The sequence below is a fragment of the Paenibacillus sp. 2RAB27 genome, assembly GCF_052115445.1.
GTDB lineage: Bacteria > Bacillota > Bacilli > Paenibacillales > NBRC-103111 > Paenibacillus_E.
In genome coordinates, this window is record NZ_JBFRGR010000052.1 from 15,177 (window position 1) to 34,782 (window position 19,606).

The window sequence follows — 19,606 nt, forward strand, 5'->3', positions numbered from 1 at the left end:
TTCTTCGCAGTATTAAGCTTGTGTAAGCTTTAAGTAAATACATTTACAAATAAATAACCTCCGGTTAATAAAGCCCGAATGAAAAACATGTAAGCTTATCAAAGTACGCCCAATTCAACGAGAAAGGAACAACATGCGAGGGATCTGATGAAATCAAAGGGTAATCTGAAGGGGAAAGAAGATTGTAAGAGTAATTTGAAAGTTCGTGAACGCTATGTATAGAGTAACGAGGAGGAAATTATTAATGATTGCTTTGTTTAATACGTATAAGAAATGGACAAGCACTGGGTTAGCTATTCTTTTGCTTATGGGTTCATTGCTTCCTGTGAGTGGGTTGCAACTCCCGAAGGCGAGTGCTGCTGCCAATCATGTTGTAATAAGCCAGATAAGTGGTGGTGGCGGTAATACGGGTGCCCCAGCCGCAATATACAAGAATGATTTTATTGAGCTGTATAATCCGACAGATACGGATGTAGATTTGACTGGTTGGTCCGTGCAATATGCTTCGTCAACGTCAAGCTTAAGTGCATCATGGACGAATATCACGCCACTTACAGGTACAATAAAAGCACATAGTTTTTATTTGATTCAGGAAGCTGCAGGGACGGGGACAACGATGGCAAGTCTTCCGACACCAGATGCTAGTGGAATCATTAACATGTCTGGCTCGGCAGGTAAGGTAGCGTTAGCCAATATAGCAACTGCCATTACGGGGAAAGCTGACCTTGCCGTTATTGATTATGTTGGATTTGGAGGCGCTAACGAATATGAAGGAGCTGCTCCTACTGCTGCATTAACAAACCCAACAAGTGCGCAACGTAAAGCCGAAGATGGCAGCAATTCAGCTGCTGATAAAGGCGCTGGTTGGGATACCGATAATAACAATTCGGACTTCGTGGTGGGTCCGATAATTACACCTAGAAATTCTGCCACTCCAGCAGTTGTCGTTACGAAAAGTTCACAACCCATTCCACAAAACATTCAGTTTACAAATCAAGGTACGCTCGGGACTGTAGTTGGTTACACAGCTTCAGTTACGGCTTCTACTTATGTATCCTTATATGTAAGCAATCCGGATACCGCAAGCGTAGCAGTCACGAATGCAGTGTATGCAGATAGTAATGGTGAATTTAATTTAACCTTTGATAATACAGCAAACAAGACGCAAGTCTATATGACGACCAAAGAAACAGGTAAAACAGAAAGCAGCGCAGTTATGATTAATTTGGCTGCGGAAAGCGCTGGATTAAACGCTAGCAAACTGAGTTATTTTGTTGATCCAACCACGCATGTTGGTAAAGTTACTGGTTCTGGGGGTACACCCGGTGCAGCGGCAGCGAACTCAAAGGTTTATGTGTATAACCTTGCTGCAGCAGGCAATCGCTTTACAACAACTACGGATGGCAAAGACTATGTTGTTTCAGCTGCGGACGGCTCTTTCACATTTACATTTAATGCTGGAACCGATGACGTCTATGTCTCACAGTTAACTTCTGGTGCAAATGGTATTAGCTTGGAAGGTTCTGTCACGAAGATTACGAAAGCTGATACTACGGTAGTTACGCCGATTAGCAGTTTGCGGACGAATGACAGCAATGGAAAGTCTGATAAAATTAATCAGATTTTTACCATACAAGGTGTTGTTATTGGCAATAACGAGGTTACAGCAGCTAACACTTTTTATATGCAAGACGACACGGGAGGCATAGCTGTATTTGGAGCCCTTCCTAGTGGTGTGACTGTTGCTCAAGGTGATGTAGTTGAGGTTACAGGCGCTGTTCAATTCTATAACGGTTTGACAGAAATTACGCCTACTTCAGTAGTTAAGAAGGGAACGGGTACCCTGCCGCTTCCTAAAGATGCTACAATTGTTGATTTAATGGATAATACGAAAGCTGAGCCGCTGGAAGGGTCTTTAGTTAAATTTACAGGTAAAGTTACTGATATTCCTGCTATTTCAGGTAATGGATATAACATAACAGTAGCAGATGCAGCAGGTAATAAAACCATTACCCTAAGGGTAACGACTGCAAGTGGCATCAATACGACAACAAACATACAAAAGGATTCTACGTATACATTTACGGGAATCTTCAGTCAGTATGACTCTAGTTCCCCCTATACTAGTGGATACCAGGTATTCCCAAGATCGGTAGCGGATGTGACGGAGATTAAAGAACTTACGCTTTCTCACCAGCCAACGACCCAAGCTTATATCAATACGGATATCAAATTCATTGCAACGGCCAAGAATGCCAATTCCGTTGTAATCTATTACCGAGCAACTGGTGGTACTACGTATTCAGCTTTACCCATGACTTCAACAGATCAAAGTTCCTATAGCGTAACTTTACCGGCAGCATTGGTCCCTGCTGGAAGTACTTTTGACTACTACATTGAAGCTAAAGACGCAACAACTACGAAACAGTCAGGTTCACCGACAACGCCTAATGTGGTTTCGGTAGTAGCGGATACGTTTGCGCCGCAATTTATGGATGAAACACCGATTCAAGGTACGAAGACTGAGGATAGACAGCCATTAATCTCTGTTCAATATGTTGAACCAAGCGGTCTTGATTTAACTACGTTAGCTGTAACCCTGGATGGGCAACCTGTACAAGCAATAACTACAGCCGAGCAAATTCAGCTGCAAATCAATTCAGATTTGGCTATCGCTGATCATACCGTAATCGTAAATGTGAAGGATACGAAAGGGAATGCTGGTACTTATACATGGTCTTTCTCCGTAGTTCCCGTGTTTACCGGAGGAAATCACTATCGGGGTACAACACATAATCATACCGATATCTCTCACGATGCTTCAGGTACACCAGAACAAGCTTTACTAGCAGCTAAAGCGCATAATTATGATTACTTCGCTTTTTCCGATCATTCACATGACATTGATGCAGCTCTAGTAGGTCAAGATACCGTAGACCACAAAGGCTCACCTGAACGTACGGGTGGAGCGGATTGGCAGTTAACGAAGAATTTGGCGACACAATATACGCAAAATAATAATTTTGTTGTGTTCCCTGCTTTTGAAATGACCTCAACAACTTGGGGACATTCGAATGTTTTTGGAACAGAAAACTTTATTGATCGGAAGATGAATGCAGGTCAATACCAAGATTTAAGTAAATATTATGCATGGGTGCTGACTTACGATGATGTGGTTGCACAATTCAATCACCCGGATATGTCGGCTAATGCTTTTAACAATTTCATGCCTTACGATCGCAATGTGGATAAATTGTTTACCATGTTGGAGGTAGGCAATGGTTCAGGTCATTATGCTTATGCGAATGCGGAAGGGAAGTTCTTTAGCGCATTGGATCTCGGATGGCATGTCGCACCGACCTATGGTGAGGATAATCATGACGGTACTTGGGGTCAAACGAACGCTAGAACCGTAATCGTAGCTAATGATCTATCTCAAGAGTCATTGCTGCAATCCATGCGTAACATGCGCGTATACATGAGTGAAGATCCGAATTTTAGCTTGGATTTCCTTGCTAATGGCAGTTACATGGGTGCAACAGTCAAGGGAAGCACCTTAAACTTCTCCGTTTCCGGTAAGGATCCTGTTAAAGAAGTGAAGACGATGCCAGAATATAATTACCTTAGCAGTTCCTATAAGTCGGATGATCGCGTTGCCAAAGTAGAGTTGATTACGAATGGTAACAAAGTGGTACAATCCATTTCGCCGATGTCGGCTGATTTTACTTGGAATCCAACTGTAGATATCACTGGCGGCCAACAATGGTTTGTGGTAAAAGTAACGCAAATGGATGGCGAACGTATTTACTCAGCTCCAATCTGGTCTCAAGTTGTCACAACGGATGTGAAGATTAGCGGGATCAATGTGGTAGGCGACAGTATAGTTGGTGGAAGCCCGGCTACATTGGAAGCAGGTCTCACTAACTTAGGATCGCAAGATTTAACCAACTTGAATGTCCATTTTTACTATGACGCGGTAGATGCTGCGCACTTGATAGGTAATACTTCAGTTGCTTTGATATCATCTAAAGGAACGGCAACGGCTAGGGTGACATGGGCTGCTCCAATGGAGGGTGATCATACATTAATTGCTGTTCTTGATGCGCCTCCAGGTGATTCGCCGGCCGATAATCAATTCGTCCAAGCTGTGAAGATTAAGCCTTCGCTAGGTATTAAAGTAATGATTGATGCTTCTCACAAAAATGAGAATACAACACTCGATGCTGGGACTTACAAGGATAATTTGAAAAGCTTCACAAAACAGCTGCAGCAGGAAGGTTATACGGTCGTTGAGAATACGTCTGCAATTACTTCTTCATCACTAAGTGATGTGAAAGTACTGATGTTTACTCATCCAAGCGTTGCGTTAACTGCCGATGAAAGTGCAGCGATAGCCGCATTTGTGCAAGCAGGTGGATCTCTCTTACTAACAGAGAAAAGCAATAACAGTGCCAATCCTGCCATTAGCAACAACTTGCTCCAACAGATTGGATCGACCATCCAAGTAAGTAATGATGGCATTTTTGATACTAGTCTAGATGGGAATTTTTGGACACCACCTATTGGCACTAATACATTTACAGTGCGTCTACATCCTGGAATCGTTAAAAATTATATTACGGATCGGGCACTGACAGTAGAGTATTACAGTGGGGCAAGTCTTGAGAAAGTCGGTCACAGCGCGCTCACAGACACCGATAAAGTGACTGTGTTAGTTAGAGGGAATGAAACAACGTTCCAGAATAACATCGGCAGTGGTGGATATTCCTACGATACAACGGATGATGGAAGCGGCGGTTCAGCTATTCCGGCAATTGCTTCTGAACAGGTTGGAAACGGCAGAATTATCGTCTCTGGGATGAATACTTTTAATGACAAGCAAATGGACGAATCATATAATCCTAAAGGCAATAATGAACTGGGCTTAAATGCGATTAATTGGTTAGCTCATCGAGATACACAAGTAGATACCATTGCGAATGCTCGTACGAAAGCGGATGGAACCTCAGTAATTATTGAAGGTACTGTAGTTACAGGCTCGAACGTATTCTTCGATGCCTTCTATGTACAGGATGCGACTGGCGGGATAATGGCCTTTAAGGAACTGCCGGAGAACACTTTGGTTGAAGGGGATACCGTACGAATTTATGGGCAAATGAAAACTTTTGAAAATAATAAAGAATTGGACTTCGGTGCATTCAAATTAGATGTTATTAAAACAGGGCACGCGAATCCGATTGCGCCTCAGATGTTAACAACAGGTCAGGCTACCTTAGAACAAAATCAAGGACTGCTAGTGAAAGTTAGAGGAAGAGTGATCTCCAAATTTGATGATAATTCTTATGTAATTAATGATGGAACTGGACCTGTTCTTGTGTTTACGGACGGCTATATTGTGAATCAAAGTGGGTCAGTTCCGAGTCTTGTTGTCGGTGATGCACTTGAAGCTGTAGGATTAGCAAGTAAAAATACAGAAGGTACTCGAATTCGCGTTCGGAATACGCAAGAATTATCGAAGATAAAAACAGAAACCGCTGTTTCTGGTACAACAATCGCTGTTACTAATGAACCTTTGACCATTAACGTTGGCTCAGGTATAACAGACGTCAAAATTTCAGTTCCCACTACGACAGATGGAACGACTAGAACAGCTATACTTCCGTTCATAGAAGTTAATACAGTGAGTACATCATTGGGTGGGAATGTAAGTGTTGCTATTCCTGATGGCATTATAATTACAGCTCCAGATAACTGGGATGGGAAAATTAGACTTCCAGAAGTCCAAAGCAATAGCAGTGTATCTGTTAGCCATGCAAATGTGAACTCTGTTATTGAAGTCGGAGCGCCAGGTGTAACGCTAACCTTTAATAAAGCAGTACGTCTTGTTGTTCCAGGTCAAGCAGGTAAATCAGCTGGTTATGTAAGAGATGGTGTGTTTCATGAAATAACCACTTCACTTACTGCAGATAATCAGACAACTGCTGATTTACTGCCAGATGGTGGCGAAGCTAAAATGAATGTTGGCAGCGACCTTGTTATTTGGACCAAACATTTCACACAATTTGTTAGTTACACTTCGGTAGATACAACGACTCCTACTGGGGGTGGCGGTGGAGCAGAACTTTCACCGAATACAGCTATCATTTATGCAACGAATGGCGATACAGTAACCCTGAACGGGGCTAAAATTGCTGTACCGACTGGTTCTGTTAATGGCAACGTTAGTAACTTCAAGGTAACTGTGAATAAAGTAGCGGATACGTCCAGCCTACCGATGGACTCGTCGTTGAAGCTGATTAGTGATGTCTTCGATATTACGAAAGATTTCGCTGGTGAGTTCAGCAAATCGGTACAAATTACGTTGCCTTTTGATAAAAACAAAGTTGACATGAGTCAATCCTTAGTTAGTATTTATTGGTTAAATGAAGAAACAAAAAAATGGATTCAGTTAGAGAATCCGCAGTTAGATAGCAGTGGAGCTACGGTAACTGGTTCTGTGAATCATTTTACGAAGTTCGCGGTCCTAGCTTCTGCTAAACCAAGTACCCCTATTGCACTTTCTGACACGAAGGGTCACTGGGCGGAAAAAAGCATTTTAGAGTTGGTTCAGAAGGGATCTATTCATGGATATCCTGATGGAACGTTTAAACCGGATACTAACATTACTAGAGCTGAATTCGTTTCGATCATTGTAAAAGCTTTTAATCTCAAAGAACAAGTTGGTAAGATATTTGCGGATACAAGTAATCATTGGGCGAAAACCGCAATAGCTACTGCCGCATCACAGGGTATTATTAATGGTTATAGCGATACGGCTTTTGGTCCTGATGATACGATTAGCCGTGAGCAGATGGCCGCAATCATCGTTCGTGCCGCTCAAATTAGTTTGGTGGCAGAAGTATCTACCTTTACGGATCGTTCAGAGATTTCTGATTGGGCAAAAGAAGCGATTTCTGCTGCTAATGCGAAGGGATTAATGAATGGTTACGAGGATGGTACATTAAAACCAAAAGGGAAGGCAACTCGAGCTGAGGCAGCAACGATCATCTTGAGGGCGTTAGCTTTAAAGAAGTGATGTAATATCTATAAATCTGCCTGATCTCCCGCAGCCATGCATCGGAGATCAGGCGGATTTTTTCTTATTTCTGGAATCATCTTAAGACTAATGGTCTGAACGATCACAATCGGTTATGATGTAAGGTGGATATATTCTCTAATAGGAGCACAAATTCATGAACCCCAACGTTCGGATACGTTCATATCTACAAACTTTAAAGAAAACCAAAGTTGCTCTTCACGAACTAGAAGCTTTATTTCAAGGTCTGCCTTGTACCTATGAACAATTCGCTCAGTCGGTACTCGAGCTTGAATCGGATGAGATCTTACGGATGGTTCAGAAACAAGGGAGAACAATTAAACGACCAGCCCTTGCTTATCAATATAGTTTGCAGAAAAATCGGTTAAAAGTAGATACACACAAGGATATTCATCAGGCCAGACTGCTTTTGCATCCTGATATTCAACTGGATGCCTACTATTCGTTAGGAGCGGAAAATTGGGAGCAAGACAGGCACTATATTGAACGGGTCGATGCCTATTTGAAAAGAGAGAAGCTTCCAACCACCCCAGTACCAGCGCCAGAACGAAGCTTTGAGCTAGTCGCGGATGAGAAGTGGATAACAGAGAAGCAGGGGAAAGAGCTGCTGACTCGAATCGGTTTGTGGGACAAGCTTCTTATTATTCATGTAGAGGACCCCTTGATGTTTGCTGTGAATCCATATAATTTAACGGGTGTGATTCATAGGCATCTAATCGTTGAAAATAAAACAACGTATCAAGCGCTACTGCAGGCAATGCCTGATGTTCCGTTTACTACGCTAATTTTTGGCGGCGGATATCGTATAACGAGAAGCATTGAACTGCTGCCGATGCAGCTTCCGCTCAAGGATGCTGCGCATGAATTCTACTATTTTGGCGATATTGATAGAGAAGGCATCCATATTTGGCATCTATTTAATAAAAAGGTGCTTAAATATTTTGGTAAACCGGCTTTTCTTGCCCTCCCCTTTTACAGAGAATGTTTGAGCCGAGAGTTTGCTTATGGTAAAGAGAACCAACGGGGTAATGAGGAGGCACTGCAAGATTTTCTGTTTCATTTTACGGTGGAGGAACAAGAAACGATTAACCATTCTCTAGCAACGGGCGGCTATTTTCCCCAAGAAATATTACCTACACAAGAGCTTTGCAAGATTTGGAGGCACACAGCATGGACTACGTAGAAATTGGTCAGGTGATTTCCGGATTTCGGGAACGAATGACCAAGCTGGCACTTTTTGATCCGCTCTATGAGCTTCAGAGAAAGCGGCAAACAGATCGACAAAACAAACCAATCGATTTTATGGAACTTGGGCTGCTCTCGCTGCTTTATTTTTTTGAGCAGAAGTTGATGCGAAATAACAAGGCGGGTGTCAGAGACTTAGCCGAGTTTCTTTTGAAAGTGACGGGGCCCTTCATTGATCTAGACGATGCCGGATTTGAGGATCTGGCTAGGCAGATCACGCAAGTGTTTCGCCCGACGACAGGGAAGAAACGGGATTTTACGTTTATGAACTGGGAATCTGGGGTGCAGGAGCATATTTACATATCGATTCTGAAAGCGAATGCCTTCGATTTAAAAACGAATACGCAGTACTACACGCTCGACGAGGATGGGTTGGAGCTTATTTTTGCGACCAAAGAATTTTATACGGAATTCCAATTATCGATTCATCAACTGGTACTTCGTAAGCAACTTGAGAAGGGCGAATTCGAAGGCGCTCTGCGGCAAATCAATGAAATGCGGATCGACGTGGAAGCTTTGCAGGAGCGGATGGTCAAGCTGGAGCATGAGTTGAAAAGAAATATTGTGTCGGAGGAAACATTCGGACGATATAAAGGTCTGCTGGAAGATATTTATTTGCGCTTGCAAATGGAGAATGAGGAGTTTGAAGAATTACGACAATTCGTGAAAGAGACCAAGGATCGCGTTCAGGCTCAGACCGTTAGACAGGCGGATCAACGACCTTATGAGTTAATTTTACGGATATCCAATGAGCTTGAGAAGGTGCATGGCGAGCATTCTGTTCTTTTTCACCAGAGTATGGTGCTCAAATCACATGCTTTGGGCGCAGCACAAGAATCCTTATATTATACGGGACTGGACTCCTTTAATTTTGATCAGGATATTGCTTCGCTTATTTTTAGTACGCCGCTGCCATTGGAAACAATGAAGGGTGTGATAGCGCCGTTCTTACCGATTCAAGAGACGAAGATGTGGTCGCTTCTGACGGTGTGGTCTGAGCAAAATTTGCTGGAAGACAGCAGCGGACAGGAGCGGGATGACACGTTTCTAGTAATTGGTGGAGACAGTGATGAATATCGATACCAGACGATGCAGAAAAAGGTATATAAGATTCTGATGGAACAGCTCCTGCAAATGATGGAGGAGCAGGGACACGTCGAATTGAACTCTTTTATCCAACAGTACGAAGTGCGTGAACATGCGAAATTGCTTGGCGAGAGAGCTTTTTACGATTTTTGGATTTATTTGCATCAAAGAAGCCCCCTTCGGGCGGTGGAAGATGAGCAGCAGCAGAATGAGGAGCAGGCGACGTTGCTGGAAGATATGTATGCGCTTCTGGGAAGCCGCTGTTTGGTCGTTATTGAACAACAGGACATCATTAAAGTGAATGATAGGTTCAGCATACAGAATATGTTGATTTCATGGGGAGAACAGGATGACAATCGGACTTGAGAATGGAACAGTGATGAAAGCATTTCGAATTTATACCTTGCTCGCTCGTGATAACGAGGTGGGGAAAGAGTGGCTTCAAGCCTACATGGCGGACGACGTGGTTCGCGGACTTGTGGATCAATTTGCGCGAGAAGTTGATTGCGTAACGATCATTGCTGGCGAACAGTTGTATATGATTCCAGAGACAAGGCTATCGCCTTTTCATATGAATAATGAAGTAATTAAACGCACGTATCTGCGGGCGAACGCTGTGAATGCGGATCTTTATCTGATGTATGTCAGTATTATTGTGCTCATTGGCGCCTTCTATGACAGCTATCAAACGATGGAGCCCACGAGAAGTTTTATCGGGATTGAAGAGTGGACAGCGCTTGTGAATGAGCGAATTGCGTTATTGAAAACACATCCGGAAGCGGAATTAATAGAGATGGAGAAAGAATTCTCCTATAACTGGACATCTTTGATTGAAAAATGGAGTGCCATGGACGATATCAAGGAGACGGCCGCAAAACAAAGTGGGAATACGATCAGTCGCGTTAGCTTCATGGATTCGGTCCGGAAGTTTCTCATTGGGCAAGAACTGGTGACCGACATTGGTAATCAGGAAATTGCCTTGACCGAAAAGGCCAAAGTGGTTGTGCAGCGTTATTTTATGGAACTAGAGTATAACCGCGGTATTTTGGAGTTTTTATATCAAAGCGATACGTTTGAGGGGGAGGGAAGCGAACATGCCAGCGATCTCTAGAATTCGGTTTACGAATGTCGTCTACGAGGACGGAAATAAGCGCTATAACGACGAATTGTTTCATTTTGATGGGCATAACGGCGCGATTTTATTGGAAAATGGAGGGGGCAAGACGGTTTTCATCCAGTCAGCCCTTCAAGCCATCTTGCCGCATGAGGAGCTAGCCGGACGTAAAATAAAAGATACCTTAAGTCTCGAGAATGGTCCAGCGCACATTGCGATCGAGTGGATTCTAAGTGAACGTCCTCGGCGATATGTCGTGACAAGTATAAGTTTGTTTTTGACAGCAACAGGCATTGATTCGTATCGGTATGTGTATGACTATCCGGTGCTTGATCCGGATGCCATTGATCGGATTCCTTTTGTTAAGGAAAGTGCTGGTAATCTTCGAGCAGCCGATAGAGGCGAAATTCATGATTATTACCACCAGATGACGCAGAAAAGAATGAATGCGAAGCTGCCGGCAACGATGAAAGAATACAAGAAAATATTGGAAAATGATTACCGCATTATCGCCTCAGAATKGGAACGCATTGCGAAGATCAATAGCTCAGAGGGCGGCGTGGAGAGTTTTTTTGATGAATGCAAAACGACGAGCCAGCTGTTTGATCGCTTGTTGATCCCAACGGTAGAAGATGCGATGKCCGGATATGAACAAGGCGAGTTCGCGAATAATTTTGAAATGCACAGAGACAGCTTCAAAAAATATAAAGAATTAAAAGAGAAAATCGAAGAGAATAAAAAAATTCTCATCGAATTGGATCAATATGTGCTTCACTATGCCACGATGGATACGAAACAGGTGGCTTATGAAGCCGCGCAAGCTGAAACAAAGGCCTATTGGCTGCTCGTCAATGAACAGAAGAATGAGGAAACCGCGAAGCTCTCGCAGTGGCATCAGATGATGGCAGCATGCGATGAGCAAGTGCAGGAATTGGCGCGGAAGAAGGAATCGCTGCATATTGCGAAGCAAAAGCAGGAGCAGTCCGTCTTGGAAACAAAGCTTAGATTGGTCGAAGAAGACGTTGAGTTCAAAGAAAAGCTCGTACGGAGCGCGAAAGAGAGCTATTATTCGTTGCGTTTGGCCGATTACAGGCAGCAATGGACCTCTGCGGAGGAGCGCATGAACTATGTGCAGCGCGAACTTAAACAATTCGGTCATACCCAGGAAGAGGATGTATTGCGGGAAGCTTGGATCCAGAATGGTGGCCAAATTCGCAGTATTTACAGCAAGATGGAGCAGGAGTGGCAGGTTGAAGAAGAAACGCTTATCCAAGAAGTAGCTGCTCATCAGAATCGATTGAACTTAGAGGAAACAATTCTGATGGAGCTTTCAAGTGAGTTAGAGCTATTAAACAAGCAACTCATTGAACATAGATCGCTCGTGCAAGCCCGTGAGAAAGATAGGGAAGAGCTGAGTGCAACTGTTCTAGCCAATCCTGCCGTGGAGAGCATGGAAGGCAGCATGACGGACTGGATTCAGCGTTATCAGAAGTTGGATGAGGGCAATGTTCAGCTGGTGCAGAAGAACAAAGATTTGGCATTCGGTAAGGTGGAAAGCGAGAGACAGCTGCTGGGGGTGAGTGAAAGCCTCAAGATCGCTTATGTGGAACGTGCCAATTCAGAGCAGAGTCTCGACGCATTTAAAAAAGTGCATGAATCCATCCTTAACGAAATCGCTTCGTATAGGTCTTCATGGGGAAGGCTCTCGACTGTTTATGAGAAGCAAAGTTCGATTGAAGAACGGCTTAAAGAAGATATGGAAAAACAGCTGATCGAGAAAGAAGCTTACTTGTTGAAAGAGCGTCTCGCTTTCCGTTATATCGATGATTACAGCTCCCAGCCTACTTTTTTTGCGGACGTGTATGTGGCGGGTTTGGTGGATAAGTGGAGAAATCAGTTCGATTTATTGGAGACAGGTATTCAATATTTACAGAGTTTGAAGTTAACCGAGCGAGCGATGACTCACCCCCTCTGGTCTGTGACGTTAATTACGACGGAAGGTGAGGTTGCGTTAGTCACAAGTAAGCTGCGGCAATATGCGGAAGATATGCAGTTCCCGATTCAAGTGATCTCTTCACAGGAAGCGGCACGTCTGGTGGGTAGTGATACACCGGTAGCCACGGAAGATAGTGCGTGGGTGGAACCACAGCATTGGCGTGATAATGTGGAGGATACGGAATTCGTCAACTGGAAGCAAACGATTTCCTTGAAAGGAGAAGAAGTTCGGATAGCGCGTAAAGAAAAGGAAAGCGATCTGCAGCGTACTTCTGATCTTCAAGCCTCTTTTAGCCGATTCCTGTTGGCATACCCGCTTGAGGTCGTACAAGACATGGAACGGCGAGTAGGGCTTACACGCGAAGCTGTGCGTGAACTAGAGGGTCAAGAGGATGCCATCAAGAAATCCATACGCTTGGTAGAGCAGACAATCCTACAACATAATACCGTGTTGGACGAGCAAAAAGTGGAAATGGTTCAGCTCGGGCAGCGGATTGAAAAAGGGAGTAAATACGTCGAGCTGGGCAAAGAAATCGTGACGTTGAACGGAGCCATCGACCAGCTTGCACTGCAGTCTGATGATCAGCAACAAAAGCTGGAGGGCAGGCGGCGCTCGATAGAGCAAGCGAAGCTACAGAGTGAATCCGTGAAGGGCAGAATGAACGTTGTGAAAACGGAGAAAGCGAGTCTTCAACGTCAAGATCTGTATATCGAATTGGCGGATGTGCAGCCCATTGCAGCGAATCATAGCTTAGAATGGTTGAAAACAGAAAGAAAAGATTTACATCTCAAGCTTAATCATATATCCCAAGGGCGTCAGCAGCTTGAAACGGAGTTGAAGCATGCCCAAGCGAGCAGAACAACGTTGGAGCGGGAGATGAGCAAGCTTCGCTTGGAACAAGCGGACTTGCATTTGAATGAGGAGCTTGCCTTCTCTGTGACGGGTGAAGAACAGATGTCGCAGTTATTGTCAGAGCTCAAGGATCACGAATCACGGTTGGCTCTGGATAAGGAAGAATTGGGGCGAGTCGATAAACAGTATAATGAACTAGCAACGAGGATTACATTGCTGATTGAGCAGTATAGGGATATGCATGCGGGTGAGCAGCCTATGACTTTTACAGAGTCGCTGAGTGTAGTGGATGCACACGTCCAAAGTGAGGATACACGTTTACAACAGCAGAAATCAGGCTTACAGCAGCAATATACGCAAATTCAGTCGCAATTAAATAAAATCGGAGACGTGATTGATTACCTAAATCAATACAAAATCTTGCACGGTTTTGAAAATCCACTCATTCAGGCAGCTTTTATCACGCAGGAGCAGAAATCAGAGTTCCCGTATGACAGAATGAAAGGGGTGCGGCAATCTGTAACGTCGCTAACCGCCTTGATGAAAGAACTGGAAGCTGAAGAGTCGTCTGTGAAGAAGGCTAGACTCCATTTTATAGATTTTTGCCGGAAACAAATTAAGGATGTCAAAATGAGAGAAATGGCTGAGCAAGGTGTCGAGAAAAAAGACAACTATCAGGAGCTGACGCAATTTCAGCACAAAATGCACAGCCGAATTGAACGTGTCAACCACGTTGCTGAAGAGACGATGCGCACACATAATCAGCAACTTGAACAGTATATCATTCATGTTCATAGCCATTTGAAGCTGATCGCGTCTGAACTACGTGATATTCCGAATAAAACGAGAGTTAAGGTCGAGGATCAGTGGAAGCATATTTTCTCCTTTCTCATTCCTGAATGGGATGAACTTGAGGCGAAGGATCATCTGCGTAAGCATCTGGAATGGGTTTTGACCGAACTAGAAAAAGGTCATTACCGTGATGATAACGATCAAGAAGTGAAATCAACGGTTCGCAAAGAACTTGAAAAATGGCTGGATACCAAGCAGCTTCTGCAGATTGTTTTGCAAGAAAGAGTCATGAAAGTATCGTGCCGTAAAGTAACTAATGAGAATAACGTAACGAAGGCTTCCTTCTCATGGGAACAGTCTAATAATTGGTCTGGCGGTGAAAAATGGAGCAAGAATATGACGTTATTCTTAGGTCTGCTCAACTATGTCGCAGAAAAGCGACAGCATATTCAAGCGAACATGAAGCGGCATCGCACCGTGATTCTCGATAATCCATTCGGGAAGGCATCGAGTGACCATGTACTAAGTCCTGTGTTTTTTATCGCTGAGCAGCTTGGCTTCCAGATCATCGCACTGACTGCGCATGCGGAAGGCAAATTCCTCAAGGACTATTTCCCAGTTGTCTTTAGCTGTAGGCTCAGACAAGCAGCCAATGGCAGCAAGCTGGTTATGACCAAGGAAAAGGAAATCAATCAGGCTTATTTCCGCGATCATGCGCCGATTTCGCTGGAAAGACTTGGGGACGTTAAGCAGATGGAGTTATTTATCTAGGGAGGGCGTTACTTCGTAAACCAAGTGCGAGTATATGCTGTATTACGTACCTAACAATGATAGTATGTTCCCCGTTTAATGGACACGAGCGACGCTATTTTTAATAAAGCAGACAGTTTCCTCGTGTAACGGACAGCAACGACGTTATTTACTGTTTTGGAGGCAAAATTGTGTCCTAAGCAGGGGAATAACGGCCATGTTGTCCGTTAGAATTTGTAATGGCTACTTTGTCGCTTACTAACGTTCCCTGCGTCCGTTAAACACTGAGTTGGCTTTATTTCCTGGCGAAAAATAAATACTTATTGAAATTCAAAAAGTCTGCTTATTCTCCTGTGGCTACGCTTCGGAGAGCAAGCGGACGTTTTTATTTACTTCAAGCTGATGAAAGCGCTGGAACACGCAGCTGCTGGCGCTTTATTTTCGAACAGTGGAAACAAGTGAATACGTCAGAAGAGTGGCATTAATAATGGATCATCTCATTTCGTTGCGAAATTGGAGGGTCCTTTTTGGTCATTTTCCTGTTGGTTTTTTTCTGTATTATGCATACAATAAGGGAAAGCACTTATTCGATGCAGCAGGGTGATGAACTACTTGAAAAATTGGCTAGTTAGTAATATGAAATCGACATTAATTTTCGGTATTCTCGTACTTATTACGATAGCTGGCGGAGTGTTAGGCTACTTCGGACTGCTTCGAGACAGTGATGGGGGATTTACCCTACATACGCATTCGACCTTTCAGCCAGATGTGGTTGTCATGGGAACAGAACTAGAGGGCATGTATCTTGCTCAAAAGGCAAAGAAGGAAGGTCTCGACGTATTAATCCTCGAAACGAAAGGCCGATTAGGCGGACAACTCATTCAAGGTGAGATGCTCTATCTCGATGGAACCTACGATGATGAAGGCACTCCTCTCATGCAAGGCGGCATGAAGGAGCTTTTCCAACAGTACACACAAGGAAGTATCCGTACGAAAACGGATTTTGCCCATTATTTTCACAAACTTATTGAAGGCATACCCGTTGAGAAAAATATCGTGCTTGAAGACTTGAAAGTGACAGGCAATAAGGTCATTTCACTCGCCTATCAAGACGGTGATGGGAAAAAGCGAATGGTGAAGCCTTCTTATCTTGTTGATAATTCGGATGACGCTGAGTTGGTTCGAAAGCTTGATGTGCAACCGCTTCCAGGTTTGGAAGCGCTATATGGGAGCAAGGAACGCGAATATATGAGTGGCACATACATGATGAAGTTTAAGGGAGTCGATTGGGACAAGTTTCAAACTCAGTTTTGGAAAATGACGAAGATCGAGCGTGCTCATACATTCGGACCCGAAAGCTATGTGAACTCGCACATCGCCTATGGGTTTCCGCCAATCGTGTCGGCCTATGAACTACACAACAAGAACGAGCTTAATCTCCGAGGGTTGAACATTCTTAATCAAGGTAACGGGGAGATTATGATTAACGCGCTTCAGGTATACGGCATCGATCCAAGCCGGGAGGAAACGATTGAACGAGGGATGAAGCTCGCGAAAGAAGAAATGCCTTTCATACGCGATCATCTACGTAAATATATGGCTGGATTCGAGAAGTTGGAACTAGGTGGAGAGCCGAACGAACTGTACGTTCGTGAGTTTAACCATTATCCAACAGAATATGTGCTTCAGGCATCGGATTTAATGAGCGGAAGGATGTTCTGGGATAACGTCAGTGTAGGCGGGTATTTCATGGATATTCAAGGTTCACGCTCCAATCGGGAGGGACTAGCTATTGGGCGTCCGGATAAATATGGCATGCCTCTGCGAAGCTATTTGCTCCATGATTACGACAATGTCGTCACTGCGGGGAAACTGGTTGGTGCAACCGCTGTGGCTTACGGAAGCGCAAGAATTCAGCCGAACGGGGCAATGGCTGGAGAGAGCATAGGCGTATTGATGGCGCAGATGCAGGGGAGAAGCCTGAAGTCGGCGACACCCGAGGAAATCGATCGCCTTCATAAGCGGATGGAGCAGACTTATCAAATCAAGCTGTATGACCAAGTAGCGAAGGACAAAATTGCTCATTTCTCAGAGGCGGAGCGAGCAGAGTTGGACAATGGAAGAATTACATTGCTGAAAGGCAATAAAATCGCGCATCATTTGCCTTTTATCCAAATCAGACTTGAAGATCAAACTATCACCTACAATGGGATTAAGCCCATTGTCATTGGAGGTATCCCCTGGGTGCCACTTAGTCAAACGTTCGAGAAGCTAGGCCAAGGTGATGCTGCGTATGATGAAGAAAATAAACGCATTCTGTACACGTTTATGGGAAGGAATGGAACGATACCCTCGGCAGAGGTGCAAGTGCTGAACAATTTTGTGCTTGTAAGCTGGGTGAAACTTGCGGAAGAACTAGGCTATCAGTGGGATTGGAATGAGGCTCGTGACGAGGTGATTGTGAGGCGTTTATGAGCGTGTTTGAAAGTCTGCCTGAGTCTAAGCTCTAGCAGACTTTTTTTGTTTCGGCATAAGCCCGCACCATCCCCCGCCATGAGCAATAGTCTACTTTAAAAGGGTGATTGGGGAGTGTGAATACAGATGATTATATACGGAACGGGTCAGGGGCTTGTCAAAACTAATAGAAAAGCTAGTTTGCACGTGGCTAAGCCAATCCAACAACGCGTATTTGCCATTCGCAAAGTCGCGACGGTCATGTTGCCTTTCTATCGCAAGTTGGCGAGCAGCCGTACGTACTCCATCCAATGGGCGAAGGCTGTGCGGGAGACTGATATTGCACGCATGAATAAGCTGCTTCGCTCCGTCATCGGATCAGAGCCACTTTCGGCATTGGCGTCGAATGGCGTGGGGTGGTTCGTCGATTTGCCGTTGCCGAAACCGCTTCTTGTGATCACGAATGGGACGACGATTCGTCCAGGTCAAGTGCAGTCCACATTCAGTTCCACGATTAATCGTACGATTGCGAAGGCAGTCATTCCCTTATATCGGGAAATTATTTGCAATCCGAGTTACGCGGCGTTGATAGTGAAGGCAATCAATACGCAGAATGAGACCCTATTAAATCATGTGATACGAAGCACAGTGACGAGTCGAAGACTTGTTTCTGTTCAGATTGATTTCTCTGGCTTTTTCCTAGGGTTCAAATATCCAACGAGCAAATATGTGTATCTGAATGAGGTTTTTCGTGAGTATGTCATGTGAAAGCGCCTTAAGCCTTGTGTTTCTCAGTAGATGGTGAAACGGAAAAAACATAAATTTCTAGGTTACCACTAATCAATTAGGAGCATTTCGTAGTATAATGTTCCTATTGATTATTGGAGGCACACAMATGACATTAATTAAACATTTACAAGCGCCAGATGAATTTACAGGTTTCTATTTAATAAAAGAGTTGGAAGTCAAACAAACCAATACAACACCTGCCAAAGATTTCATGGATATTGTACTCTGTGATGCGAGCGGACAAGTATCCGCCAAAATGTGGGACGTCAGCGCTGCGGATAAAGAGACCTTTTTCCCAATGACCTTAGTGAAGGTGCAGGGACTTGTTCAATTGTACCGCGAACGCTTGCAAGTGAAGATTGGGAAAATTCGCAAAGCATTGCCGGAAGATGGCGTGCAAATCACTGATTTTATTCGTTCTGCGCCGATCAGTCCAGCCGATTTGATTCATACGATTAATGGCGTGTTGGCGAGTATTACGAATCCAACGATACGGTCTATCGTTTCGTTTTGCGTGGCAAAGGTTGGGGACAAGCTTGATCATTATCCAGCGGCGAAGACGCATCATCATGCGTATTTCGCAGGACTAGCGTATCATATCGTACGTATGCTGGAGCTTGGTGAGTTTGTTTGCAAACAGCGTCCATTTCTTAATGCAGACTTGATCAAAGCAGGCATCATCCTTCATGACATTGCGAAGCCAGAAGAAATGATCGCGCAGCTCGGTATCGTTTCCGACTATAGCGTGCAAGGGAAGCTGCTGGGTCACATCTCCATGGCGTCCAACTGGATTACGGAGGCTGCTCTGCACCTTGAATTAGATCTTCAATCCGACCTCGTCATTGGATTGCAACATATTGTCCTCTCCCACCACAACTTGCCGGAGTGGGGAAGTCCGGTCCTGCCGCAGCTACCAGAGGCAGTCGCTCTACATTACATCGACTCGATGGATGCGAAGCTGCAAATGGTCGAGGACACGCTCCTTGTCACACCGGAGTCCGATTCATGGACGCCGATGATCCGTGGGTTGGAAAACAAAGCGATGTATCGCTTGAAGCTGTAATAAGGGAAAGCTGTTTCCAAGTTGAGAAATCTACTTGGAAACAGCTTTTTGTGTTTGGTGGAGGTGTTAATTCACCGCAACGCCGCCTATAGCACCCTCGACCCCGACCCCCAACCTAATCGGTCCACTAAAGGTAAATAGATGGAAAATATGTAGCTAATTTCATAGTATTCTTCACTTTATTTGAAATAACTGTAAAAAATACAGCTATTTTCAGCCGAAAACACCGAAATCAACAGAATCCTCTGAAGCCCCCTAATTGGATTGGAGTCATCAATATGCAATAAGGTACAATATCGGTGAGGGGGAATGAAATGTATGAAAAGCAATATCCTTTATGATGAGCAACGCATCAAAGTAGCCCAAGAG

Annotated in this window: 8 protein-coding genes; all 8 read left to right on the forward strand. The window is 44.2% G+C overall.

Annotated features, from left to right (window positions below):
• Positions 1–244 precede the first annotated feature (244 nt).
• Positions 245–7,075 carry an S-layer homology domain-containing protein gene (locus AB4114_RS33350; RefSeq protein WP_441992268.1) on the forward strand — a complete coding sequence of 2,277 codons (6,831 nt, stop codon included), beginning with the start codon at positions 245–247 and terminating at the stop codon, positions 7,073–7,075.
• A 157-nt stretch (positions 7,076–7,232) separates the two neighbouring features.
• Positions 7,233–8,279 carry a Wadjet anti-phage system protein JetD domain-containing protein gene (locus AB4114_RS33355; RefSeq protein ID WP_441992269.1) on the forward strand — a complete coding sequence of 349 codons (1,047 nt, stop codon included), beginning with the start codon at positions 7,233–7,235 and terminating at the stop codon, positions 8,277–8,279.
• On the forward strand, positions 8,267–9,793 hold the full coding sequence (locus tag AB4114_RS33360) for a replicative DNA helicase (RefSeq protein WP_441992270.1): 1,527 nt from the start codon (positions 8,267–8,269) through the stop codon (positions 9,791–9,793). The genes AB4114_RS33355 and AB4114_RS33360 overlap by 13 nt, the downstream gene beginning before the upstream one ends.
• On the forward strand, positions 9,777–10,538 hold the full coding sequence (locus tag AB4114_RS33365) for a DUF6063 family protein (RefSeq protein WP_441992271.1): 762 nt from the start codon (positions 9,777–9,779) through the stop codon (positions 10,536–10,538). Before AB4114_RS33360 ends, AB4114_RS33365 begins: the two co-directional genes overlap by 17 nt.
• Positions 10,522–14,952 carry a chromosome segregation ATPase gene (locus AB4114_RS33370; RefSeq protein ID WP_441992272.1) on the forward strand — a complete coding sequence of 1,477 codons (4,431 nt, stop codon included), beginning with the start codon at positions 10,522–10,524 and terminating at the stop codon, positions 14,950–14,952. The genes AB4114_RS33365 and AB4114_RS33370 overlap by 17 nt, the downstream gene beginning before the upstream one ends.
• A 591-nt stretch (positions 14,953–15,543) precedes the next feature.
• Positions 15,544–17,406 (forward strand): FAD-dependent oxidoreductase, encoded by a 1,863-nt coding sequence (locus AB4114_RS33375; RefSeq protein WP_441992273.1) that lies wholly within the window; start codon positions 15,544–15,546, stop codon positions 17,404–17,406.
• A 126-nt stretch (positions 17,407–17,532) separates the two neighbouring features.
• Complete coding sequence (locus AB4114_RS33380; protein ID WP_441992274.1) at positions 17,533–18,153, forward strand: hypothetical protein; 621 nt, start codon at positions 17,533–17,535, stop codon at positions 18,151–18,153.
• Between the two features lie 127 nt (positions 18,154–18,280).
• Positions 18,281–19,237 carry a 3'-5' exoribonuclease YhaM family protein gene (locus AB4114_RS33385; RefSeq protein WP_441992275.1) on the forward strand — a complete coding sequence of 319 codons (957 nt, stop codon included), beginning with the start codon at positions 18,281–18,283 and terminating at the stop codon, positions 19,235–19,237.
• The last annotated feature ends 369 nt before the right edge of the window (positions 19,238–19,606 follow it).